Below are 21,678 nucleotides of genomic sequence, written 5' to 3' on the forward strand. Positions count from 1 at the left end.
GTCGCTCACCAGCCATAATGGCACGCTGTTGAGATGGCGTCACAGACTGGGTTATTTCAGGCATTGACTTGTATTCAGGTTTTTGGGGAGGACTGATAACAACATCAGAACTACAACCTGACAGGAGGAAAAACGCAAATACAGTTGAATTGAACTTGAACACTTCAAACCCTTCCAATGGGATAAAATTTTGCAGAAATAATGTGGTGCCGGGTGCCTCCCGGTGTCCCTACCCCAGTCAGTAAAGACGCGTGCATACCTGCAGATGCAGTTGACTGGAACGCCCTTTCGCTTAGAAAGGATTCACCACCTACATAATTTATTCCTCAAGCATTCATGCCGTCAATAATTGTCTCAACACGAAAAAAATGACCAGCAAATGAGTGCTGGTCAGGGGTCATGCAGTTGTCTCTGCGAAGCGGGTGTTTCCCCACCCAGTGTTTTCAGTATCGAGAGCATTATCGAATGCCGTATTAACTATAGCACCGCGAATAAAAGATACTTCGTCAAAAGCGAAAAGAGATGATCACTATACAAAATTATGAGATCGCATTCAAAATTCCAAGATGTTACAAAAAACAAATTTCAAACCGTTCCTAAATAAAGGACGCACTCCATCCAACTAACCACTCCGGTTAATCAGATTTTAATGGAGTGCTTTTGAAAGCCGACTGAAACCATTATAAACTGCAGCAACCCCGTGGCACTGTTCAATAGCGCGCTTTCAAAATCATCCCACTAACGATTTTTTTTCTCCAGGTCCTTCACCCCCCCTCTTCATCTTCTTCGAGCATGGATTCAATCCATTGCCGCTGCTCTTCAGTCAGGTCTAGCGACTTCAGTTTTTCCCTAAGCTCCCGTGCCTTCTTGTCGTCATCTGATGTTTTTTTGTCAGAAGACATACATTCCCCCCAGGATAACCAAGCCCCAGAACAAAGCGCTGATTACAAATACCAATATCCAAGCTGCGCGAGGTGAAATTTTCAACCTGTTGATTCCTTATAAAACCGACAACAGGTATTAGGACAAATCTCAGAGAATGCCGTTCAAAAAGAAGGGGGGTTCAGGGAAAAATAATTCATTCTGTTTCTCATATGGACAGATAAACTGAAAACTTTGTAGTGAGAAAACTCTTAACAGATATATGTTCTACAAAAATTGTTTCAACTCTAGTGTATTTATCTTCATATAATTAAGCACGCTATCAATTAGCATGCTTATTTTTTCCCACTAAAACTCTAAAACAAAAACCCCGCCGACAGGCAGGGTTTCGATGACTAAGCTGTTTGTCGAAGTGACCACTCTTAACAGGATATTCCGTTTTTTACGTACGTAAACCTATTTTGCCTTCTCACAGCGAAAATTTTCGATTGTGACCTTAACTCCATAAGATTTACCAGCCTCTGTGTCCCTGAAGAACATTTTTTCGCATTGTTCGCGAGTCATTTTGTGTTTAGAAAAGCGAATCCACTCAGCTGGTGTGCCTCCTGCTTTGATGATAGTCGCTGTGATTTTAAACATAACGTCCTCTGTATATCCCTCTGTTAAATTATTAAACAGTGAGACACCAAGATGAATCAAATTACTTAATCACAAGCGTACTTTTTTCAACATAGCGATCCATTTCCAGCCGGATATCAAGCATCATCAACATGCCCTCAATCACACCCTCAGCTTTCTGCAGTTTTTTACCAATATGACCGTCAGAGCAGCCATGCTTGCGGGCCAGCGCCATAAACGTCATGCCCATCACATAATAATCCACCAGCAGATCATGCAGATCCTTATTGTTTTTGTTTAGTCTTGCTATACATCCGCATAAAATCATTGCGTCATCGTCACAGCATTGTGGCCGCGATTTTACCCTCGCCGGAATGAGCCCTTTAAATCCAGCAGCAATAGAAGCCCACGTAACATCTTCATGATTATTGGCTGCCCACGCTCCCCAGCGCTCCAAAACCATTTGAATTTCACGCATTGTTCTGTGCTCCTGTATTATTCACGCTGTTGCTGTTGCTGTTGCTGTTGCTGATTTGCATACCCTGAGGGCTAAAGTGTTTTAGTAATGCTTCAAGTTCCATATCTCACACCCTCGTCACGTTGCTGGCTTCCCACTCGAGATCAAGCTCGCTTTGCTGCTTACCTACCAGGTAGTTAAATGGTTTTTTCTCGCCTTCCAGGAACTGGTGAGATCGAGAATCGAAATTAGCTCCGATATCACCAATCCACCCCTCCCCCTCTCGCTGCTTCAACAAACGAATCATTGAGGCAGGCAGATTAATTGCGGCCTGTTCGTCTTTATCGAGGCTCTCATAACCCATACGATCCGCTTTTCTCTGCGCCAGCTCACGGGGAATGTTGCGCCAGACGGCCATAACGTTGTCAGGCATGTCCGTTAACGCACCGGTGCCTTTTACGTCCATTTTTCCTGTTGGAGCAGAGTCGTTTGTTTTTCTGGCATGAGTAACCAGCAGGACATGACAGTTGTGCTCATTCTTGAAGTCGCACAGCGTATCGATGAAGTCCTTCTGACCTGTGTAGTCTTCTTCGTCTAAACCACATTTTGCCAGGTTATCTATGACGAACAGCTCAATGCCATAGCGACGCCGGGCATAGGCAAAAATCTCAAGAAGCCGGTCGGCTTTGGCCGTTCCAGTGAGTTTGAATACCCAAAGGCGGTCAGAAAACCATTCGTTGGTCATAATGATTTCTTCACGCTTCGGTGAAGAGGTGCAGATGGTTTGCCGTGTGAGTCGGGCAAGCATTTTGCCGGGTTTAAGCTCCAGAGAAGCAATACAAGTCCTGACGCCCTGACTCATCGCATCAATCGCGATATGTCCAACGAGCTCTGTTTTTCCATGCCCATTCACGCCATTGACGAGGGTCAATTCACCGGCACGGAACTTAAAGTTGTTGTTCAGCGAAGCCCATGGGCTTGTAAACAGACCGGTATCCCGATGTTCGAATGCCTCGATAGTTTCTTGAAGCAAGTCCCCTGCTGAGCAAAGCTCATCGGGATCGAAGAATTTGGCGCGCTCCATGTATTCCAGAATGGAGTCGCTGTCCATGCCGTTCATCAGGCAATCGTTGATATCTTTGTGGGGAAGTTCAACCATGCGGCAACGATGTTCCCCAAGACGTCTGGCGATTTCTTTTGCAGCTTCACGGCCTACATCGTCGTTGTCCAGGCACAGCCAAATTTCCTGGAAGCGATCGAGGTTATGGTATTCATATTCAATCCACTGCTGTTTGGCCCCTTTACCACCACCAAAGGGAACAGACAGGGCATCATAGCCAAGCTGCGTAAAGGTCATGCAATCAATCTCACCTTCGCACAGAACTACCAGGCGGGTGTTTTTATCCAGAGCCTGCCAGCCAAACAGACATGGTTCGCAATCAGCTTCAGCCATAATCAGTTTTTTGCCGTTTGGCCTTTCGGTACCAATACGTTTTACCTGTAGCAGTTCACCATTCCGGATGTAAGGGAATGCCACTGCTGGTACCTCGCGGCTTTCGTCGTGGTACCAGACCACCGCGTCTGTTACCTTAAAGCGATCGGCTGTTTCACGGGTAATTCCACGTGAAGCAAGGTAGTCATAGCATTTGCTGGCCGATTTAACGCCCTTTTTCGTCGGACGAGAGAACAGTTTTTTCTTCGCTTCGAAGTGGTGGTCGTCATCTTTCAGGCCAAGAAACTCTTTCGCCTCTCGCATTGCATCATGCAGCTGGCAGTTACGAACCAGCACCCAGAGATCCAGCAGGTCACCGCTGTCACCGCTGGCAAAGTCAGCCCATGATTTTTTACCGCCGATATTGACCTTGAGGCTTTTGCCTGAGTCACCGTTCGTATTGCCAGCACACCACTCTTTCCCCTCCAGATGTCCTTTCGGAAGGAGAAACTTAGCGACGCGTTCAGCGTTATCCCATAGTTTTTCTGATAGTTCAGCTGGGCTCATAACTCACAAACTCCGTAAATCGAATTTAACAAAAAACCATCTCACAAATCCCTCGCACAGAACGCCGTGGTTATATCCGGCCACCAGCACACGCTTGAGGAGTATTTTCATGGGCGATACCCGCCACGGTTCATGCGATCGATCGCTGACTGATTGATAAACACTTCGGCAGAGCCGTCATCAGACTTTGCGTACCACTCGTAGCGAGACTGGTCTTGTCGGGTAGGGACTTTATTTTCCAGGGTCTCTACTAGCCACGGTTCATCGAAATGTTTATCCGGTCCGAAGAACGTCGCCGCCTGTTTCACGTACTGCGTTCCAGCGTTGCCCGTAGCACGGACATAACCGGCGTAACGGTTTACACCATCCAGCATTGCCTCAGCGGTAACACCGTCTTTAATTCGAGCTTTCCAGGCTTTCCAGGCAGCGGCTTTGGAATTACCACCAGCCCGCTTGGGGTATGCATGCCATGCCTGTTCGAACTCGTTGGAATAGTTCTCTTTGGAAGAGCGATTTTCAGAAGAGGCTTTGCCACACACGCCAATATCTTGTGATTCTTGTTTTGAATTTACTTGAGGATCATGTTTTGAATTTACTTGTGGATCTGGGGTCAGATTCTGACGGGTGAAAACGCCATTTTTGTCAGAATCTGACGGGTGAAAACCGTTTGAACATCCAGAATCTGACGGTTCAGATTTTGAAGGGTCAGAATCTGACGGGTGAAAACCGTTAGCCCTACGTTGCTGTTTCAGCGCAGCTACCTTGTCCTTCTCAATGCGTGCCAAGGCCTCCAGACGTTCGGTATTAAGATGATAAAGATTGGACGTGTTGCGATTACCTTTGCGGCGGGATTCACGACGCAGCCAACCGGCAGACTCGAGTTCGGCAATGGCGGTCCTGACCGTGCTTTCCCCCAAACCCAGTTGGCGGCAAATGGTCTCAACGCTCGGGTAGCAGACACCATCATCGTTCGAGTAGTCTGCCAAACGAGCCATAACCACCAGCTTCGCCCCCTTAATGTCATGAGCGGCGCAAGCGTCCCAAACGTTACCGAGAATTTTGCTACTCATACAAACTCCTGAGCTGGAGTGATGGTGTAACCGCGAGCTGGTTCAAGCCGAACTTTAAGACCAATATCAAGGGCGCCAATTTTTCTCACTTTCAGGAAACCAGCACGCTCAAGAGCCTTAATCTCCTTAAAAACCGCCTGTTTTGAGCAGCAACAGAATTCAGCCAAAACATGATGTTCGATTACACGCACCCCCTCACCATCCATAGAGCCGCCCATCAGTACGCGAAGCATGATTAATCGCTGAAGTGGTTTCTCAAATGAATATTTACGCGCGAAATCTGATTGATTCATGATTCCTCCAGCTTGTGTTGGCATGTCATACCTTTGCGGATGGGTGAGGGAAAATTTCTTCGATAAATACCTTCCGATCTGATTTACTCAATGCGGAAGCAATGAGATGGCATGTATCAATGTCAGGAATCCTCCTGCCTGATTCATAGTGGCAAATAGAACTCTGTGTACGGCCTATGCTATTTGCCAACTCACATTGCGTTAAGCCACTTGCGATGCGTAGTTTTTTTAAATTGCTCATTTTTGTCTCCTGTACCCTCAGGAAATATTACATATTGTATTTGATGTTATCAAGAAAATATTACATTATGTGCATTGATGTTTTATCACATAATGTAATAACATGAGCTTATGAAAACAGAATGGTACGAGCTGGCAAAAGCCAGAATGTCTGAAGTAGGGATTACGCAAGCCCAGCTGTCAGAAGAGTTAGGTATTACCCAAGGTGCTTTGAGCCACTGGCTTAACGGCAGGAGATCGGCTTCACTTGCTGAAATAGGCTCGATTTTTCGAATTCTTGGCATAGTTGGAGCAACCCTCAACTTAGACGGCACCTTCACCATCGGGTCTGGTCAGTTTTACGAGCCACCCAAACCCCATTTCGAATACCCTGTTTTCTCTAAAGTTCAGGCTGGTATGTTTTCACCGGAGTTCAGACCTTTTACGAAGCGGGATGCAGATAATTGGGTGAGCACAACTATAAAAGCCAGTGATAACGCATTTTGGCTTGAGGTTGACGGTCATTCCATGACAGCACCAACTGGTTCGCGCCCGAGTTTTCCTGAAGGCATACTAATCCTCGTTGACCCGGAAGAACCTGTTGTCCCTGGCGACTACTGTATCGCCCGCCTTGGGGGGGATGAATTCACATTTAAGAAGCTGATTAAAGATAGCGGTCAGGTGTTCCTACAACCTCTAAACCCCCAGTTCCCTATGATGCCATGCGATGAGAACTGTCGAGTTGTTGGGAAGGTAGTAGCCAGCCAGTGGCCTGCTGAGACGTTTGGGTGATTTTTTTCCCGATCCCCTCCACTTAAATAAGGATATCAATAACATATGGCTGAATTTAAAGATAACAGATCCCTACAGCAGATACAGTTATTTCCGGTAGTGGAGGTTGTTTCTGATGACATGCCAATGGGCGTTCTTAATGATGGAACGCCTTACCTCACCCTCTACGGGCTTGCAAAGCTATGCGGTATAGACGATACCCCTCTGAGGGTTTTCACATCAAACTGGGAAACGGAAAAGAGTAAGCCTCGAGGTCAAAAGGTTTCAACCTATCTGGCATCTCGCGGATACCATGATATTGACCGACTTTATACTCGTGTCGTCAACTCCGCCGGTGTGGAAACCCATGCTTATCCAGATTACGTCTGCATGGCAATTCTTAGATATTATGCTTTTGATGCCAACAACTTCGATAACAGCACAGCAGTAGAAAATTTCGTGCGGCTGGCCGAGTATACTCTCAAAAGGATGATCTATGAGCGCTCCGGCTATCAACAACAGAACACTGAGGTTATCAGCCAGTCATGGAATATTTTTCAGCAGCGTATCATTGCAAACGATAGCATTCCGATTGGTTATTTTTCCATTTTCCGAGAGATGGCAGATCTTACTGTAAGGCTCATCAACAGCGAGTTTAAGTTAGATCCTCACTCCATCCCTGATATAAGCGTTGGGCAGAGATGGGCTAAATATTGGAAAGATAACAAATTAGCCGATACACACGGCGAAAGAACGTTGCACCCTCACAATTATCCTGATGATTTTCCACAGAGCAAAGGCACACAAAAGGAAGCATACATTTATCCAAACTCAGCTCTGGGTATATTCAGAGATTGGTTGTACACCGTATACGTCAACATTCACCTGAAATCATATCTTGCAACGAAGGTTCAACAAAAAGCCCTTCCAAGTCCTCAAGCGGAAAGAATAATCGAAGCCCTTCAAAAACCAACATTACCAAAACCGCACTGAAATCCCCAACCCGGCCACCGAGCCGGGTTTTTTGTCTCTACGATTTGCAATCTGAATAAATACACTTTGATATCATATGCTTTCACTAAATATACAATTTTTATTTCATTTTGTATAGACATCAACAATTACGTTTTGTAATATCATCTCATCGGCAAACAACGGAGCCAATCAGATGAACACTAACTACCTACCCAATACAACTAACCAGACATTTGATATTCACGCCAAGCTTAGATCAACCAATTCGCATTGGTCTTATTGCCATGCTGTGCAGCCTCACGATAAAGGTTTTGATTACCAATTCAATACGACATTTGTTGGTGAGATGGAGTACGCAGTTTACGAACGCATCGAAAATTATTTCGTATTAGTTGATTTCTTCAAATCTTATGACGAGGCATGTGATGATGCTAAAAAAATTATTGATGAACATCCTGACATTAAAAAAATGCTCTCAGCCATTTAACTAAGTAATTACTAATTTAATTGTTATTAACACCTTTTCGGGTGGGAACAAACTCACCCTAAGGAAATGAAAATGCAAAATGCCATCGCAATTAATCAGCCAATTAAAAAACCTCAAATGCTGTTTGGTTCAGACAATATTAATGACTTTGGTAACCGCGTTCAGAGCTGCAGGATGGAAGGTGACTCAATGCAACCAACCATCGAACCCTGTGAGGTAGTGGCTTTCGTTGATTGCGGTGGCCGTGCTCTTACCCCTGGCATTTATGTTTATACGATGGATGTATTTGGTCGTCCTTGCCTTTTTATTAAGAGAGTAGAGCCATTAGATTGTGGTTCATTGAAGATTATTTCGGACAACCATCATTACGAAACCTTCACCATCAATACCGATGAACTGAAAGAAATCAAAATTCACGGTCGCGTAGTCGCTTCTTTGGCTGTGAGGCGCTTCGTATGACTTTCATCAAAGACCAATCAGCATACAGATCAGCATGCCTCTATGCGGTCTGCGGTTACGAGGTAATCGCTCGTCTTTATCTTAAGAAAGCTTATGGGTACTAACTATGAACATTATCGATACCTACCGGCGCAGAATTGCTAACGCGGCATTAGCGCGTCTCCAGCGTAAGACTGGTGGAAACCTACTGATTATAAAACTGCCCGAAAACAAAATTGAAACCGTAGAAGTCAATGAGCACTTCATGAATCAGCTGTTATTACGCTTTGAAGGATTAACACGCGGTGGGCTTAGCAGATATGAGGGTGACGCAACTATCAAAACTGCATATCAAAATGCCATAGGAATTAATAAACACACCGAATATCTGACAGATTCAGGGAAATTGATTATCGACGAACTTCTGAACGAGGTTGTTGATTACGTGAAGCAGAAACATGTAAGCGGAGGAATTAACTGATGGCAGAAAATAACGACAACATCAAGCGGCTTGTCGCCAAGCTGAAAGATATCCACGAAAGAACTGGTATGAATTTCCCTGCATGGATGATGGATGAAAATCGCAGTGGAGACCACGAGCTTACTGCTGCCGAGCAGCACGAATGGGCTGAAATCATCTGTGAGTCCATACGCGGAACTGTCGCCCTCCTCTACCTGATTGAATGCGAAAAGCGCTGGGGACTGCGTGATGGTGAGTATGTGTTCAGAAGTGAAGAAAATGTCTTAGGCCTTACAAGAGCGCTGATTGAGAACGTACTAATCAAGTATGTGGAAGAAGACCTTCTCCTGCACAAGCCAACAGAGCGCTATATGGCCGTGTTCCAGTTCTACTGGGCAAATGACCAGCGCGTTCAAGCTGGTGAAGCGTCATGGTTCAACGAATTCCTGGATGGGATTTTTTTAGATGTCGCGCGCCGGTTGCGTGCCGGTGAAAAGCCTCCAGTAAAACCAATTTTGCATTAAGGAGAAACGAAAATGGCAATGAAAACTGAATTAGCACCAGTAGCGGCTCGCGACTTGCAGATCATCGAGTATCGCGCTCAGCGAGTTGTAACCACTGAGCAGCTGGCGGCGGGTTATGGTGCAACTGAACAGATGATCACTAACAACTTCAACCGCAATAAATCACGTTTCGTTGAAGGTAAGCATTACTTCAAACTCTCAGGAGAAGAAGTCGAAATTTTGCGCAACTCTTTTAGGGGTGTGCAAATTTCAAACAAAGCTCGCAGCCTGACACTTTGGACAGAACGCGGCGCGGCTAACCACGCAAAGATGCTGGAAACCGACCAAGCGTGGGGATATCACGAAGACCTGGTGGAATTTTACTTTACTCAGCGTGATGCCATCGCGGTACCGTCAACACAGGTGGCTCTCAGCCGTAAACAGCTGGCGATGATGGTTATCGAGGCTGAAGAACGGGCAGAGGCGGTGGCGTTGGAAAACAAAACACTCAACGCGACGGTTGAAAGCCTGGAGAAGCACTTCATCAAAGGCATGACGATCCCAGCATTCTGTAAGGCTCTTAATGGCGTCAATATCAACAAAATGATGTTGTGGGTATTCGAGCGTGACTGGGTGTTCAACGAGCAACGTGATCCTGAGAAAGATCCTCGCTGGCGTGTCGCCTCATATGCACGCGACAAATATCTCACCGAAGACCAGACGCAGATAACCCCGCACGGAAAGGATGCTTTCACAAAGTTTACACCTGTGCTTCTGGAGAAAGGCTGTCATCGCCTATACCAGCTGTATATGAAAGGTGAACTACCGATGAAAAAGACATGGAACGGCGAATACAGTCACGATAAAGCGATTTATACACCCGAGGGTATGTGAGATGAAAAGGGATATCTGCGATCCTGTCAGTTCAATTCAGCTGGCCCACCAGCAAGCTCTTACATGGCTGTCTGATGCCTATCTGTTCCATTTGGTCAGCGTACATCGTCGACCTGTGTATCGTCATCTACACGGTGATATTTCACTAAACCAACCATCGCTTCAGGGATTCATCGACTCATATCTTGAAGACAAGGGTTGGAATTTAGAACGTCGCAGGGCGCATTACATCAACATGCTCAATCTTATTGGCTATATGGACCGAAAAAACTCAGACTTCATTGACTGGGGAACAGTGCCATCACTAACACCTCGCGGGCTGCGCTGGATGAATGCCTGTTTCTCAAGGCTGGGTGAAATGGTTAACACCTGTGGTGGTTGGGATGTTGAAACATTGGCAGACATGAAGGTGGACGGATGAAAATATGGGGTGGCGTAAGCCACCCATAGTAACGAAATCTATAATACGCCTTCATGCTCGAGTGCCTTGCGGGCGATTTCCCCTACTAAATCTACAAGCTCATACAGCAGGGTTGCTTCTTTCCCGGTAGTGGATAAATAGCCGGCAGCGACTGCAAGCGCCCTGATTCTCTCAAGCTCATTAACAGGATTAAGTTTTTGCTCATCAAACATTAATGAATCTCCTTATCACGATCGCTACCGATAAAATCGAGCTTCAACTGACTGAGGCTTTCTACCAGCGATTCCGCTTTCTCGAGCAGTACCAGATCGTCCTGACGTTTACGCAAACGGCGGCCAGCGTCACTTGAGTCTTCATCTGATACCTTACGAGCTCCAGCCACCATTGCCTGTAGTTCTTGGACTGAGTAATTGAGATATCCATGAGCCTGGCGATCTAATTCTTCCATGTAGTCGTAAACCTTGGCCTGCAGATCGTAGCTATAACTCATTGCCATCAGGCAGGCCTCGCGTTTGGGGAAGTTGTATCCTGGGTATTCTTCTCCGTTTTGCTCGTTTACGAAGGGGTGTACGAAATTTTTCGCATACCCCTCGCCAAGAACCTTTGGAACTTTTTTCGTAAAGTCAGCATGACGGAGCTTACGATATTTTTTGCATGGGAATGGCATTCCCTCCGCTTCTGCTTTCTCCCGACGTTCGGCATTGATGTAGCCGACCATATCGAGACTATCCATAGTGGGCGAAGAAATTCCGTGCTGGCCGATTTGAGGTTGCACTAATCCCTGCCCGGAGAGGGCATACAATTTAGTCATGATGATTTACCTGTCGTTAATTAGTTGGTAGCTGTCGCGACAATCAGATCTTAACCAGATGCTAATGCAACGACACGCAACAAATGCACATAGGGGGTTCTTATTCAGGCAACCTCCTTGCGTGATTCTTCGATGCGCTGGTTGATCCATTCATCTACTTCACTTTCGACGAAGGCGATGGCTCGAGAGCCAATTTTGACGGAGGATGGGAATTTCCCCTGAATCATCAAGCGATAAATCCAAGCCTTGCTGTAACCGGTTCGACGTATGACTTCAGATATTCTTACTAGAGACTTTGACATAGTTTATCTCCCATTGCATTTAGTCATCTACAACAGGAGAGTCTCATTAGTTCGAAAGTCAAGCAGCACAGAAATAGAGAAAAAAAAACTTTTGGAGCCTAGCCGTTGGCTAATCTCAAAAAGTTTCACCCAAGCGTTTATTCGGCGATTTTCATCACATCTGAAAGTCTCATAGTTCGTAGGTAATCGTTTTTCATCGTATAAAATTTAAGCTGCTGTAATGTTGATTCAAAGACGATTTTTTCAACAAATGGCCTAACACTGTCTTTTATTTGCTGCCCTCCAACAACCTCATCCCCATCTAGGGGATATAAAACCCTAGCAATAAGCTCATTACTTATCTTTCTCTGATTAACAGACTCCCATAACATTAGATCCAAAAACTGGAACACTCTATATGAATAAATTTTCTTTATCGTTGAAATACCAACTCTTTGTTTATATTGCTCAGGCTCATCGATTCCAAGTTGTTTACGCCATTGCTTTAACATCTCTTTGAATTCTGATAATAACTCATCATCAGTAAACGATGACAAATTAACATTAACATTAACAACTATTTCATCATAAAAATACTCACTACCATCTTCCACAGCATTTACACTAGAAAAAATACGGCCTGCGTTTACAACAGGTATATTATCAATTTCATCAATGTGCTTAGTTAGTCGAAAATGTCTATGATACGACACAAGGTCAGCAAGTGTGAAAGGCGATAAGGCTTCACCTTTAGCGAGCTCTTCCTCCTGAGGTTGCTGATCATGATCTTTTGACATTATAGTGCGACCATGAATCCTGAAAAGAAGATCAGAAATTTCCTCATCCTCGACATCATCATCAAAAGATGAAGATATCGGTCGTTCAGATAGATCAGATGAAAGTATGGCCCCGCTTTTAATATCTTCTAAAAATTCAGCCTGAAACTTTTTAAAATTATCATCTGGATTCTCTTTAGAAGAGAGATCTAAAAGAAAAAAGATTCTATGCTCTAACTCATTTATTATTTCATCAATAGTGAGATCAAGAAATCTATTATAAATATCAAGATTCATCCAAGCAGATATTTCTTTCGGGGTCACTTTTTTAGCCATTTCATTTAACCTTGCATATTGATAATAACTCTTGCTACTGATGAGCATTCAAATTTAGATGATTATCTTCTACTATGGATTTTCTGTCCACTCACCACTGTATATAAAAACAGGTTAAAATAAAGATTTTCTCACAACCAAATCTGGAATTAAAAGCATTGCAACTCATAAAAGCCAATACAAATCAATAAGTAAACACGAAAAAATCAATCAAGATATTGCTTTTGCCCCATCAAATTTTCTTAGGGTTCTCATAGGCAAGCTCGTCCAGATAGTCCGCATACCACTGAAGCATCTCGCGCCGACCATCAATGTACTGAGCGTGATTATAGGTACCACGTATTGTGTTTCTGTCGGAGTGTGCCAGCTGCGCCTCTATCCAGGCAGAATTGAATCCCTGTTCATGTAACACAGTGCTCATGGTGTGCCTGAAGCCATGGCCAGTGGCTTGACCTGCATACCCAATACGTTTAATCACCTGGTTAATGCTGGCTTCGCTCATCGGCTTCCCTGCGTCATTACGCCCAGGGAAAACATACTTCCCTCTGCCGGTAATCTCTTTGAGTTCGAGCAACAGTTCCTTGGCTTGTTTGGGAATAGGAACGAGGTGTGGCCGACGCATCTTCATGCGCTCTTTTGGGATTAGCCAGAGATCTTTGCTGAAATCAAATTCATGCCACTCAGCAGCACGAAGCTCGATGGTTCGGACACTGAGGTACATAAGAAGTAATGTTGCGATTCGAGTGATTTTACTGCCGCTATAAGCGTCGACAGCATGCCTGAAGGGGCCAAGCTGAGCTGATGAGAGATGAGGGAAGTGTTGCTGTTTGGGAGATTTCAGAGCCCCTGCCAAATCAGTGACTGGATTGTACTCTGCCCTGCCGGTGATGACAGCATAAGTGAATATCTGGCGGCAAGCCTGTCTCGTTTTCTTGAGCTTATCCAGGACTCCGCGTTCCTCCATCTTCTTCAGAACAGAAAGCATGTCCATTGGTTTGATATCGGTAATAGCTTTTCTACCAATATAAGGGAAAATATCTTTTCGCAGATATTCGAGAATGTCGTCAGCGTAACCAGAAGACCAGTTCGGCTTCTTATGTTCATGCCATTCAAGCGCCAGGAGTTCAAAGCTGTTATTAACCGCGAGACTTTTTGCCTCTTTGGCAGCCTGTTTTACCTCAGACGGATCTTCACCAGCCGCAAGTAAGCGTTTAGCCTCATTACGTTTGTCACGAGCTTCTGCAAGTGACACGTCGGGATAAACACCAATGGAAAGTAGTTTCTCTTTACCTGCATAGCGGTATTTCATACGCCAGTACCTGGAGCCATTTGGGTTGACCAGCAGATACAAGCCACCGCCATCTGCCAGTTTGTAGGGTTTGTCCTGAGGCTTAGCAGTGCTGATCTGGCGGGCCGTTAACTTCATTGGGGGTATCTCACTTCATTGAACCTGAACATACCCCCGAATGTACCCCCTTCTGAGCGTAGATTTCAATAGATGATACTAGACGTTGGGATAATAAGATTTAGCTTCAATACCTGTAAACACTGGGTTTTGTAGACTTTAAGAGAGGTCGGTAGAAGTGAAGATGGCACGCCCTGTAGGATTCGAACCTACGACCTACGGCTTAGAAGGCCGTTGCTCTATCCAACTGAGCTAAGGGCGCACGGAGAAGAGTGAACTTCGCGGTGGTGAAACGCGAGGAATTATACGGTCAATGACAGGTGAGTCAATGCCTTTTCCGCCTTCTCTTCTGATAACGGTTAGCCAGTTGTAAATACGGCTGTTTTTTCAACATTTGTGCGTGTTCTCTGCGCATTTTATCACTGAGAAAAACCTTAGCCGCTTTTAAGTAACGCCCGCTATTATCTTGCTCACTGCCCCGTCACACTGTTACGCGGTATCCCGGCCGCCCGGAGGCTGGCAGAGAACAGGACAACGGAGTGACAGCGCACAACCTGACGTATTCCCCCTCTCGCTTGCAACATATCTCACAGGACATCACCGGCATCAAACTTGAGCCTGTCGTCGCCCTCTCCTCTTCCCGCACCGTGGGGGCTGAAGTGCTCAGCGTGCTGTCTCCACATCAGCAAAGCGAATGCTTTTTTCGCCATCAATCGACGATGCAGGCGGTTATGCTGCTTGAGACTCAGCTCGCCATGCTAAAAAACGACGTCCCCTGTAACAATCTTTTCATCAATCTGCCGATAACCGTATTAACCGTGCCGGAAACTTTTAAGCGTCTGTACCAGCTGAAAAGTCCGCCGCTAAATATTGAGATTGTCGAGCCGGGATTATTTTTTTCGCTGTCTGCCAGACAGCGTGAATGTGTCGTTCTGCGCTTACAGCAGTTGACCCTACAGGGACACCGTATCTGGCTGGATGATGTTGATGAAGCGTTAGTGCACGCGTTTTTATCCTTTCGCTTGCCGCTGTGTGGGGTAAAAATCGATAAGTTTGCGTTCTGGCGTTTACGAACCAGTCCTGCGCTTTCGCAACTGGTCACGCTGTGCTCGCAAATCGCGGCGAACGTGCTTATCGAAGGTATTGAAACAGACAGGGATCAAGCATGTGCTCTGCAGGCAGGCGCGGGATTCGGTCAGGGATATTACTGGCCATCCTGGACATGGCCGGAGGAATAGACGGTCATCGCCGAGAGGGAAGCTATGCGAATGACAGTACGCCGTTACAGGCGGCGTCGGACAGGAAGTGATTCACTGGGATTTACGCACTCCCCTTTTGTTCCCCCCTTTTTCGATCGACTCGAATTTTTGAGCCAGTCGGTCAACCAGACTCGTAAAACCGATGCCCCGTTCATTATTCTGGTCACCCAGGATAATTTCCTGCGCACAGGGTTTCTCAACGGCCAGTTTCCCCTCAATAACTGCTGCGACTACCCTACGCTGGAAACGGCGCTCGCCGCACTAAGCCACTGGCCGTCAGCACGGCTTGTCGTGGATATCGACAGCCGCACGTCAACATTAATCGATCTGCTGGATCGATTGAGAAGGCAAAGCCTCTATCCTCCCTTTCTCATGCCTCACCTGTTAATCAGGGCGGATGATTACGACGCACGGCTTTTTTGCAAAGCAGCGGGGCCTTTCCATGTTCTGGAGCGTCAGCTTCCGGCACCGGCAATGCAGCAAAGCCTGCTGGAGACCCGGCCTCACCCAGGCGTGAGTAAAGAGTGGTTTTCACGTGAGGAGTGGCCCATTTTGCAAGCGCTGTCGCGCGGCTACTCGTTACGGCATATCGCGCTTTTGCATAACCGTCCCTACAACCGCATCATTTATCGTCTCAGCTGCATTTTGACGAAACTTGGGCTGAACCACCGCCAGGAACTGCTCCATCTTCTCAATAACCTCTCAGACTTCACATTTTAACGCGCCCACTAACCCCTTAATTCCTAAAGACCTTTAGGAAATTACTTACCATAAATGTTAATTTAATGTTTATTTTTAACAAAACTATCGAATTTAAAACTATTCCTAATTTATCCACTTCAACAACGTGAAATGCTGACAAAAACAGTAAAAACAGCGATTTCGCCCATGCGTTAAGGTTTAACTCTTTCCGTAAAGAGTAAGATAATGATGTAAAAACAAGCGATTTATCTGAATTGACGGGGAGCGTAAAGCGTGAAACACAGCAGATCCTGCTGTGTAATGAGAGAATTTTCCAGGAGGAGAACAAAGGCTTCAGATGACGATATCGCGCCCAATGTGGTTGCATGATGACCAATAAACACGAACGTGGCAGGTGCGTTTCCCGCCCCTTTTTGTTAACAATTGATCAACATATAGTGATATCTTTTATTTTTTGTTATTACATAAAGATGAATGATTGCAGTAAATGAAATAACAGGACAATTCCGCTAAATTTAAAATAATAGCTCTTAAGATCCAGAATATAATATTCGGAAATATACAGTTATTAATTTACAGGCTTTTCGGATAAAACTTAAACGGTATAATAAGCCGTGTTTCAAATACGAATAAGAAAATTCCTTTTGCCATCGACAGCAAAATGACATAACCGCGCAGTGGCATTGATTCCATCACTACGTTAACAAGGATGCTTTCGCTCTTTCCAGGGAAATACCACCGTATAAGGATCTGCACAATTATCCTTCCGGCTTTACGAGAGTTTTACAAAACTCAGCATAACGCTTTTAACAATCTGAGGCATAAAAAATGAAACCGGCATCCGTTATCATTATGGACGAACACCCTATCGTCAGAATGTCGATAGAAGTCCTGCTACAGAAAAATAAAAATATCGTTGTCAAACTCAAGTCTGGTGATAGTCACGAAGTGCTTGACTGCATTCGTAACCACACCATCGATTTGGTGATCCTCGACATCGAAATGACAGGCACCGATGGATTCTCATTGCTTAAAAGAATCAGGAACTTAAACAAAGAGATAAAGGTTCTTTTCCTGTCTTCGAAATCTGAATTATTTTATGCCGGGCGCGCCATACGCGCCGGGGCAAATGGCTTTGTCAGCAAGCGAAAAGATCTGAGCGAGATTTATAACGCGGTTGAAATGATTCTGACGGGCTATTCTTTTTTCCCCTCAGAAACATTGAGCTTTATAAATCATCTGGGTTCCCGGACGGGAGCCGCTGTGGATATGCCCTTATCAAATCGTGAGGTAACGGTGCTGCGTTACCTCGCGAACGGATTATCCAATAAGGAGATTGCAGAACAGTTATTATTAAGCAACAAGACCATCAGTGCCCATAAATCCAATATCTATTCCAAGCTGGGTGTGCAGAGCATTGTTGAATTAATTGATTACGCCAAAGCACACGAATTGCTATAACCTGAAATCACTCCCTGCAACTTACGTGAGTTGCAGGGAGTGCGGTCAGGCTTAATTATAATTAATCATAAACGTCGCATCGGCATCCGCCCGGCCAGGCTGCGGATTATCGGCTGTGGCAATATAATTAGCATAAAACGACAATTCGGCATTCCCCTCCGCGTCAACCGCCACCTCCTGACTGGCCTGCTGCAACGCCAGGCGCGTTTTATCCCGATCGCGGATCTCCACCGCTACGTTGCTGGCCGCACTGGCATCATTCAGCGCCAGGAGGCTGCTATCACTCCCGTCGGCTTTACCGGAGAATGTAATAGAGGCCGCCCCCGGCGGACACCCCGTCAGCTTCAGCGTAAAAGGAACCGCCTGAGTGCGGCTGCCCGTGGTGTTGAGCTGCTTCGTCGGCCAGGTGCCCAGCGAGACGGTCTTATCACTGTCGCTGCCCTCCGCCACGCAGGTAAAATCCACGATGTTGCCGTAAAGCTGAATGTTAATTTCCCCCAATGCCGTCGTCGCCTGGACCTGAGTATGAAGCGCCAGGAGAGCTACCGCGACCAGCCTGATCCCGTAGTGCATCACTCCTCCTTAATCGTAATCCACGCGCAGATAGCCGCGGGAGGTGAATCGCCCTTCAGCAGGCTTGTTGCCTGTCACGCTGACAGGCCACGCGCGTATTCCCACTTGCGCCTGCGCACTGTCGTCCAGGCGGAACGGGATCTTGCTGGTCAGGTTGTTAGGCGTCAGCGGCGTACCACTTTCATTGGCAATGACAAAACCCACGTCCGGGTTATCCGACACCAGCGCACTGCCGGAAACTTTTTCCGCTTCCACACGCATCGTCAGGTAGGCATTCGCCTCCACGTTGGTGCATTTAATGGCGATGGTTTTGCTTTGCGCTGACACGCCCTCCGGCTTGTTGCCCGCGCCGGCTTTGCTGAACAAAGAGGCACCGATGTCACCGAAATCAAATTCCACGATATTACCGGCGTTAATGACGCAGCTTTGCGGCACCTGGATTGTTCCGCTGTAGCTGATGGTGTAGACCGGCGTGCTAAGCGGGTCGGATGATGTCGTGGTAACGTAAACCCGGAACATCGTCTCCCGCGGGATCTCGACCATATTGATAAACCGTCGTGTCACCTTCAGACGAAAGACCAGATTAGAGTCTTTTACCGGGAAGGGTTGATTTTTTGCCACGTTAGGGTGGCTACCCATCTGGATATAATTTTGCGGAGGATAAAACACCCCTGCGGCGCTATCGGTTATCTTCATCGCGCCGTCAAGGTAGTCATTCAGCCTGAGATACTTGTAGTTATCGATCGTGGTTGTGATCGGAAAATCAGTCACATAGCTACGTTTGGTGGTCGTGCCGGATGTCCCTTTTGGGCAGACCGCGTTGACCCCCACCCACTGCGATTTTTGGCTCAGCGTAACAATCTGTCCCACCTGGTTATTTGAACTGTTAAAGGTGTCGGTCAGATCGTAAAAAATATCGGTCGCCACCCCATTTTCATTGACGCAAACGGTCGCCAGGGCCTGTGTTGCCGGGAGGCTGACCAGCAATAACGCCAGCAGAATCCGGCGATTAAGTCGTTTATCGATCACAGTGGATCTCCTGTTGCGTGATCGCCTGTTGCAGGCTCTCTTCCGGGAGGCGGTAAGACGCGCGGCATTGCATGCTCGCACCATTGCCCCATTGAATTAACAGCTGGCCTGAAAGTGGCAACCCGCTTAAATAGATCTGCCCGTCATCCCCCACCATGCTGGTGACACCGCTTTGGGTTTCACGCACCACCGCCCCAAACGGCACCGGCTGGTTATTGCGCTTAACGGTCAGCAGGGCACGCACGCCAATGCGGGTATCGAAGCTGGCACGCACCAGCGCACCTTTGGTTGGCACCACACTTGAGACATTATTTTCAATGTCGGTGTTGTTGCTCATGGTGTTGGTGTCCAGCGCCACGCGGTTATAGCGGTAGACCGTGGCATACGGCATCACCGCATAGCCCCGCCAGTCGGTTTTCACCCCGGTCTGGTTTTCGACGCTGACGCCCGTTGCGCCAGGCGCTTTGATCAGCACGTTGGTGTCCCCCAGCGGCTGGCTGAAAGTCACACCGTCAGCATGGCCGACCACACCGCCGGAGAGCTGCCAGTTGAGATCGTGCTGGTCACGCGTGTAGTTGTAACCTACGCCCAGCGTGCCGTAAGTTGCCTGCCAGTTAGCACTGGCGCTTCCGCTTGAGCCGTTATTGCTGGTGTGCCCCTGGGTCACGCTGTAACTCAGGTTGCGATCCTGCAGTAACGTGCCGCTGACGCCAGTCTGCCAGCTGCTTTCACCGTCGCTATTACGGCTGGCTGACGCCGTGGCATAGGCCCTGTCTATCGCACTATCGCGGCGATAACCGTGGCGGGTAAACAGGCTAAACGGCACGGAGACGTTAAACGACGCGATGCGATCCGTCCCGTCGATTCCGACAGACTTGTTCCACGACCAGGAGACGGAGTAGCTGATCCCCTGCACACCGCCGGCATAACCCAACTGATACCAGACGTTTGATTCACTGGTTCCCCAGTAACTTTGCTGGCTACCCGATACATATACAGAGCCGTAATCCCCCAGCGACTGGGAGATATTGAGCTGGAAACGCCCTTTTTTATTCCACGTCAGGTTGTGATAGCTCTGCACATCCGGCACACCGTCATCATCCTGATCATCGCCATACTGATAGCCTTCCATCGAACGCCAGGCCACATCGTCGAGGGTATAAAACCCTTTGGTGGAGTAGCGATAGCCCAGCAGCTGGAAGTTAGTGCCAAAGCCGTTCAGTGATTTTGCGTAGAGGAAACGCAGCGATTGCCCTTCATGGCGGCTGTCATCCGCAAGCTGGCTGCGGGCATGGGTGAGATCGAGCGACACCGCGCCCCAGTCTCCGAGGTTTTTCCCGGCACCGATGGCAATCGCGGTATAGCGCGATGCCAGTTGCGTACCCCCATACAACGTATACCCCTCCGCAAGACCGGCAATCAGCGTGCCCTGCGTAAAGAACGGCGTATCCTGCTCGCTGTTGCCGCTTCGGTAGTCCCCCGCCACCAGATCGTATTTCCAGCGCCCTTCACGTTGCAGTAACGGCACGGTGGAATACGGTACGGTGTAGCGTTGCTGGCTACCGTCCTTCTCTTCGACCGTCACCTCCAGGTCACCGCTTGAGGAGGTCGGGTTCAGATCGGTAATCGCAAACGCACCCGGCTGCACATAGCTCTGGTAAATGACATAGCCGTTCTGGCGGATCACCACTTTGGCAGGCGTGCGGGCGATACCGCGCACGGTGGGCGCGTAGCCCTGCATGCTGTCCGGGTACATACTGTCGGAGGAGTAGAGCCGCCCGCCGCGAAAACCAACGCTGTCGAACACATCGTTACCGGTATTACTGTCACCAAGAACCAGCTCGCTTTTAAGCGGGATAACGGTGCGCTGTGCCCAGGTGCCAATGTTCTGCCACTCGCTGTGCCGCTGACCGTTATTTTGCGAGTAACGCCACGCGCCGTTATTACGCAGACGCCAGGCACCGTAGTTCAGCCCACTTTGCAGGTTCAGGTAATAACTGTCGTCGTCGCTCCCCCGGTTGCCGGTAAAGCTGTAATTCAGCAGCGCGGCGGGGATGCCTTCATCCCACTGCTCAGGGGGAATATAGCCGCGGGCACTGTTCTGCATCGCCACCTGCGGCAGACTGACGTTGAGGCGCAGCGAGGCAAAGTTGAATACCGTTTCGCTTCCGGGAATGGCCGTTTTCAGCGGGACACAGGTGTCCCCCTGCACGTTAGCCAGCTCAGGAAACGCCGCAATATTGACGCCAAAGCGATCGAGCAGCGCGCGTGTGATGCACGGCGACAATCCGCCCGCGACTGGCGGCGTGTCGTCGGCTTGTTCAAAGCGCACATCCTGCGTGCCGATAAATTCATCGTTACGCCAGATATCCACGCGATAGATACCGGGTGCCTGCTGGTGCCCTTGTTCGAAACGTGACAAATCCGCCACGTTAGCGGTGTCATCAGATAAGAAGGCGGGGTTGAAGTAACTTTCGCTCCAGCCGGTTTGCGGCCAGAGCGTTGCCATCAGTGCCAGTGCAACCGGGCAGTAACGCCATTGCTGAGTGTTCATCGCC

At 47.6% G+C, this 21,678-nt stretch carries 26 protein-coding genes and 1 tRNA gene; 11 read left to right on the top strand and 16 right to left on the bottom strand.

Annotated features, from left to right (window positions below):
• Positions 1 to 764: 764 nt before the first annotated feature.
• The 7 genes from ABGB15_RS15830 to ABGB15_RS15860 all read right to left on the bottom strand — a co-directional run bounded on the left by ABGB15_RS15830 (position 765) and on the right by ABGB15_RS15860 (position 5,560).
• Positions 765 to 902 (bottom strand): hypothetical protein, encoded by a 138-nt coding sequence (locus tag ABGB15_RS15830; protein WP_369064228.1) that lies wholly within the window; start codon positions 900 to 902, stop codon positions 765 to 767.
• Positions 903 to 1,338: 436 nt separating this feature from the next.
• A complete protein-coding gene (locus tag ABGB15_RS15835; protein WP_369064229.1) occupies positions 1,339 to 1,521 on the bottom strand; it encodes a DUF1187 family protein in 183 nt (60 codons plus the stop codon).
• Positions 1,522 to 1,582: 61 nt separating this feature from the next.
• The gene (locus ABGB15_RS15840) at positions 1,583 to 1,978 is read right to left on the bottom strand and encodes an antiterminator Q family protein (protein ID WP_369064230.1); all 396 of its coding nucleotides are present in this window, start codon (positions 1,976 to 1,978) and stop codon (positions 1,583 to 1,585) included.
• A 106-nt stretch (positions 1,979 to 2,084) separates the two neighbouring features.
• A complete protein-coding gene (locus tag ABGB15_RS15845) occupies positions 2,085 to 3,956 on the bottom strand; it encodes a toprim domain-containing protein (RefSeq protein ID WP_369064231.1) in 1,872 nt (623 codons plus the stop codon).
• Positions 3,957 to 4,063: 107 nt separating this feature from the next.
• Positions 4,064 to 5,026 (bottom strand): helix-turn-helix domain-containing protein, encoded by a 963-nt coding sequence (locus tag ABGB15_RS15850; RefSeq protein WP_369064232.1) that lies wholly within the window; start codon positions 5,024 to 5,026, stop codon positions 4,064 to 4,066.
• Complete coding sequence (locus tag ABGB15_RS15855) at positions 5,023 to 5,319, bottom strand: transcriptional regulator (protein ID WP_369064233.1); 297 nt, start codon at positions 5,317 to 5,319, stop codon at positions 5,023 to 5,025. Before ABGB15_RS15855 ends, ABGB15_RS15850 begins: the two co-directional genes overlap by 4 nt.
• 25 nt (positions 5,320 to 5,344) lie before the next feature.
• A complete protein-coding gene (locus ABGB15_RS15860; RefSeq protein ID WP_072032721.1) occupies positions 5,345 to 5,560 on the bottom strand; it encodes a helix-turn-helix transcriptional regulator in 216 nt (71 codons plus the stop codon).
• Positions 5,561 to 5,670: 110 nt separating this feature from the next.
• On the opposite strand from ABGB15_RS15860, the gene ABGB15_RS15865 reads away from it, so the two are divergent.
• From ABGB15_RS15865 to ABGB15_RS15900, 8 genes are all read left to right on the top strand, one after another.
• Entirely contained in the window at positions 5,671 to 6,330 is a 660-nt protein-coding gene (locus ABGB15_RS15865) for a LexA family protein (RefSeq protein ID WP_369064234.1), read from the top strand.
• 45 nt (positions 6,331 to 6,375) lie between these two features.
• A complete protein-coding gene (locus tag ABGB15_RS15870; protein ID WP_369064235.1) occupies positions 6,376 to 7,302 on the top strand; it encodes a hypothetical protein in 927 nt (308 codons plus the stop codon).
• Between the two features lie 175 nt (positions 7,303 to 7,477).
• Positions 7,478 to 7,771, top strand: a complete 294-nt coding sequence (locus ABGB15_RS15875; protein ID WP_369064236.1) for a hypothetical protein — start codon at positions 7,478 to 7,480, stop codon at positions 7,769 to 7,771.
• Positions 7,772 to 7,843: 72 nt separating this feature from the next.
• Positions 7,844 to 8,230 (top strand): helix-turn-helix transcriptional regulator, encoded by a 387-nt coding sequence (locus tag ABGB15_RS15880; RefSeq protein ID WP_369064237.1) that lies wholly within the window; start codon positions 7,844 to 7,846, stop codon positions 8,228 to 8,230.
• Positions 8,231 to 8,336: 106 nt separating this feature from the next.
• Positions 8,337 to 8,690 (top strand): hypothetical protein, encoded by a 354-nt coding sequence (locus ABGB15_RS15885; RefSeq protein ID WP_095442899.1) that lies wholly within the window; start codon positions 8,337 to 8,339, stop codon positions 8,688 to 8,690.
• The gene (locus ABGB15_RS15890) at positions 8,690 to 9,193 is read left to right on the top strand and encodes a hypothetical protein (protein ID WP_369064238.1); all 504 of its coding nucleotides are present in this window, start codon (positions 8,690 to 8,692) and stop codon (positions 9,191 to 9,193) included. The genes ABGB15_RS15885 and ABGB15_RS15890 overlap by 1 nt, the downstream gene beginning before the upstream one ends.
• A gap of 12 nt (positions 9,194 to 9,205) precedes the next feature.
• Positions 9,206 to 10,066 carry an ORF6N domain-containing protein gene (locus ABGB15_RS15895; RefSeq protein WP_369064239.1) on the top strand — a complete coding sequence of 287 codons (861 nt, stop codon included), beginning with the start codon at positions 9,206 to 9,208 and terminating at the stop codon, positions 10,064 to 10,066.
• Between the two features lies 1 nt (position 10,067).
• Positions 10,068 to 10,487 carry a hypothetical protein gene (locus ABGB15_RS15900; protein ID WP_369064240.1) on the top strand — a complete coding sequence of 140 codons (420 nt, stop codon included), beginning with the start codon at positions 10,068 to 10,070 and terminating at the stop codon, positions 10,485 to 10,487.
• Positions 10,488 to 10,525: 38 nt separating this feature from the next.
• On the opposite strand, the gene ABGB15_RS15905 is transcribed toward ABGB15_RS15900, so the two are convergent.
• The 6 genes from ABGB15_RS15905 to ABGB15_RS15930 all read right to left on the bottom strand — a co-directional run bounded on the left by ABGB15_RS15905 (position 10,526) and on the right by ABGB15_RS15930 (position 14,358).
• Entirely contained in the window at positions 10,526 to 10,699 is a 174-nt protein-coding gene (locus ABGB15_RS15905; protein ID WP_369064241.1) for a hypothetical protein, read from the bottom strand.
• Positions 10,699 to 11,298, bottom strand: coding sequence for a Rha family transcriptional regulator (locus ABGB15_RS15910; RefSeq protein ID WP_369064242.1), 600 nt, complete (start codon positions 11,296 to 11,298; stop codon positions 10,699 to 10,701). Before ABGB15_RS15910 ends, ABGB15_RS15905 begins: the two co-directional genes overlap by 1 nt.
• Before the next feature lie 104 nt (positions 11,299 to 11,402).
• Positions 11,403 to 11,600, bottom strand: coding sequence for a helix-turn-helix transcriptional regulator (locus ABGB15_RS15915; RefSeq protein ID WP_369064243.1), 198 nt, complete (start codon positions 11,598 to 11,600; stop codon positions 11,403 to 11,405).
• A 137-nt stretch (positions 11,601 to 11,737) separates the two neighbouring features.
• Positions 11,738 to 12,691 carry a DUF6387 family protein gene (locus ABGB15_RS15920; RefSeq protein ID WP_369064244.1) on the bottom strand — a complete coding sequence of 318 codons (954 nt, stop codon included), beginning with the start codon at positions 12,689 to 12,691 and terminating at the stop codon, positions 11,738 to 11,740.
• A 232-nt stretch (positions 12,692 to 12,923) separates the two neighbouring features.
• Positions 12,924 to 14,117: a tyrosine-type recombinase/integrase gene (locus tag ABGB15_RS15925; RefSeq protein ID WP_369064245.1), complete on the bottom strand. Its 1,194-nt coding sequence runs from the start codon at positions 14,115 to 14,117 to the stop codon at positions 12,924 to 12,926.
• A 164-nt stretch (positions 14,118 to 14,281) separates the two neighbouring features.
• Positions 14,282 to 14,358 (bottom strand) — tRNA-Arg (locus ABGB15_RS15930).
• 277 nt (positions 14,359 to 14,635) lie between these two features.
• Here ABGB15_RS15930 and ABGB15_RS15935 point away from each other — a divergent pair.
• The 3 genes from ABGB15_RS15935 to fimZ all read left to right on the top strand — a co-directional run bounded on the left by ABGB15_RS15935 (position 14,636) and on the right by fimZ (position 17,518).
• Entirely contained in the window at positions 14,636 to 15,334 is a 699-nt protein-coding gene (locus ABGB15_RS15935; protein WP_232623262.1) for an EAL domain-containing protein, read from the top strand.
• A gap of 24 nt (positions 15,335 to 15,358) precedes the next feature.
• Entirely contained in the window at positions 15,359 to 16,075 is a 717-nt protein-coding gene (locus tag ABGB15_RS15940) for a DNA-binding response regulator (protein ID WP_215722781.1), read from the top strand.
• Positions 16,076 to 16,885: 810 nt separating this feature from the next.
• Positions 16,886 to 17,518: a fimbria biosynthesis transcriptional regulator FimZ gene (gene fimZ, locus ABGB15_RS15945; RefSeq protein WP_152083736.1), complete on the top strand. Its 633-nt coding sequence runs from the start codon at positions 16,886 to 16,888 to the stop codon at positions 17,516 to 17,518.
• A gap of 51 nt (positions 17,519 to 17,569) precedes the next feature.
• Here fimZ and sfmF read toward each other — a convergent pair whose 3' ends face one another.
• From sfmF to ABGB15_RS15960, 3 genes are read right to left on the bottom strand one after another with little or no spacing between them, the layout of a single operon-like run.
• A complete protein-coding gene (gene sfmF / locus ABGB15_RS15950; RefSeq protein WP_215722780.1) occupies positions 17,570 to 18,091 on the bottom strand; it encodes a fimbria assembly protein in 522 nt (173 codons plus the stop codon).
• A 9-nt stretch (positions 18,092 to 18,100) separates the two neighbouring features.
• A complete protein-coding gene (gene fimH / locus ABGB15_RS15955) occupies positions 18,101 to 19,120 on the bottom strand; it encodes a type 1 fimbria D-mannose specific adhesin FimH (RefSeq protein ID WP_338070524.1) in 1,020 nt (339 codons plus the stop codon).
• A complete protein-coding gene (locus ABGB15_RS15960) occupies positions 19,110 to 21,674 on the bottom strand; it encodes a fimbrial biogenesis usher protein (protein WP_215722778.1) in 2,565 nt (854 codons plus the stop codon). The genes fimH and ABGB15_RS15960 overlap by 11 nt, the downstream gene beginning before the upstream one ends.
• Between the last annotated feature and the right edge of the window lie 4 nt (positions 21,675 to 21,678).

Origin of the sequence: Enterobacter sp. MALB-1, from assembly GCF_041021625.1 — a bacterium.
Lineage (GTDB): Bacteria > Pseudomonadota > Gammaproteobacteria > Enterobacterales > Enterobacteriaceae > Enterobacter > Enterobacter oligotrophicus.

Excerpts from the sequence above, each read along its gene's own strand:
- ABGB15_RS15830 (WP_369064228.1), bottom strand. The coding sequence starts at position 902 with ATGTCTTCTGACAAAAAAACATCAGATGACGACAAGAAGGCACGGGAG.
- ABGB15_RS15835 (WP_369064229.1), bottom strand. The coding sequence starts at position 1,521 with ATGTTTAAAATCACAGCGACTATCATCAAAGCAGGAGGCACACCAGCT.
- ABGB15_RS15840 (WP_369064230.1), bottom strand. The coding sequence starts at position 1,978 with ATGCGTGAAATTCAAATGGTTTTGGAGCGCTGGGGAGCGTGGGCAGCC.
- ABGB15_RS15845 (WP_369064231.1), bottom strand. The coding sequence starts at position 3,956 with ATGAGCCCAGCTGAACTATCAGAAAAACTATGGGATAACGCTGAACGC.
- ABGB15_RS15850 (WP_369064232.1), bottom strand. The coding sequence starts at position 5,026 with ATGAGTAGCAAAATTCTCGGTAACGTTTGGGACGCTTGCGCCGCTCAT.
- ABGB15_RS15855 (WP_369064233.1), bottom strand. The coding sequence starts at position 5,319 with ATGAATCAATCAGATTTCGCGCGTAAATATTCATTTGAGAAACCACTT.
- ABGB15_RS15860 (WP_072032721.1), bottom strand. The coding sequence starts at position 5,560 with ATGAGCAATTTAAAAAAACTACGCATCGCAAGTGGCTTAACGCAATGT.
- ABGB15_RS15865 (WP_369064234.1), top strand. The coding sequence starts at position 5,671 with ATGAAAACAGAATGGTACGAGCTGGCAAAAGCCAGAATGTCTGAAGTA.
- ABGB15_RS15870 (WP_369064235.1), top strand. The coding sequence starts at position 6,376 with ATGGCTGAATTTAAAGATAACAGATCCCTACAGCAGATACAGTTATTT.
- ABGB15_RS15875 (WP_369064236.1), top strand. The coding sequence starts at position 7,478 with ATGAACACTAACTACCTACCCAATACAACTAACCAGACATTTGATATT.
- ABGB15_RS15880 (WP_369064237.1), top strand. The coding sequence starts at position 7,844 with ATGCAAAATGCCATCGCAATTAATCAGCCAATTAAAAAACCTCAAATG.
- ABGB15_RS15885 (WP_095442899.1), top strand. The coding sequence starts at position 8,337 with ATGAACATTATCGATACCTACCGGCGCAGAATTGCTAACGCGGCATTA.
- ABGB15_RS15890 (WP_369064238.1), top strand. The coding sequence starts at position 8,690 with ATGGCAGAAAATAACGACAACATCAAGCGGCTTGTCGCCAAGCTGAAA.
- ABGB15_RS15895 (WP_369064239.1), top strand. The coding sequence starts at position 9,206 with ATGGCAATGAAAACTGAATTAGCACCAGTAGCGGCTCGCGACTTGCAG.
- ABGB15_RS15900 (WP_369064240.1), top strand. The coding sequence starts at position 10,068 with ATGAAAAGGGATATCTGCGATCCTGTCAGTTCAATTCAGCTGGCCCAC.
- ABGB15_RS15905 (WP_369064241.1), bottom strand. The coding sequence starts at position 10,699 with ATGTTTGATGAGCAAAAACTTAATCCTGTTAATGAGCTTGAGAGAATC.
- ABGB15_RS15910 (WP_369064242.1), bottom strand. The coding sequence starts at position 11,298 with ATGACTAAATTGTATGCCCTCTCCGGGCAGGGATTAGTGCAACCTCAA.
- ABGB15_RS15915 (WP_369064243.1), bottom strand. The coding sequence starts at position 11,600 with ATGTCAAAGTCTCTAGTAAGAATATCTGAAGTCATACGTCGAACCGGT.
- ABGB15_RS15920 (WP_369064244.1), bottom strand. The coding sequence starts at position 12,691 with ATGGCTAAAAAAGTGACCCCGAAAGAAATATCTGCTTGGATGAATCTT.
- ABGB15_RS15925 (WP_369064245.1), bottom strand. The coding sequence starts at position 14,117 with ATGAAGTTAACGGCCCGCCAGATCAGCACTGCTAAGCCTCAGGACAAA.
- ABGB15_RS15940 (WP_215722781.1), top strand. The coding sequence starts at position 15,359 with ATGCGAATGACAGTACGCCGTTACAGGCGGCGTCGGACAGGAAGTGAT.
- fimZ (WP_152083736.1), top strand. The coding sequence starts at position 16,886 with ATGAAACCGGCATCCGTTATCATTATGGACGAACACCCTATCGTCAGA.
- sfmF (WP_215722780.1), bottom strand. The coding sequence starts at position 18,091 with ATGCACTACGGGATCAGGCTGGTCGCGGTAGCTCTCCTGGCGCTTCAT.
- ABGB15_RS15960 (WP_215722778.1), bottom strand. The coding sequence starts at position 21,674 with ATGAACACTCAGCAATGGCGTTACTGCCCGGTTGCACTGGCACTGATG.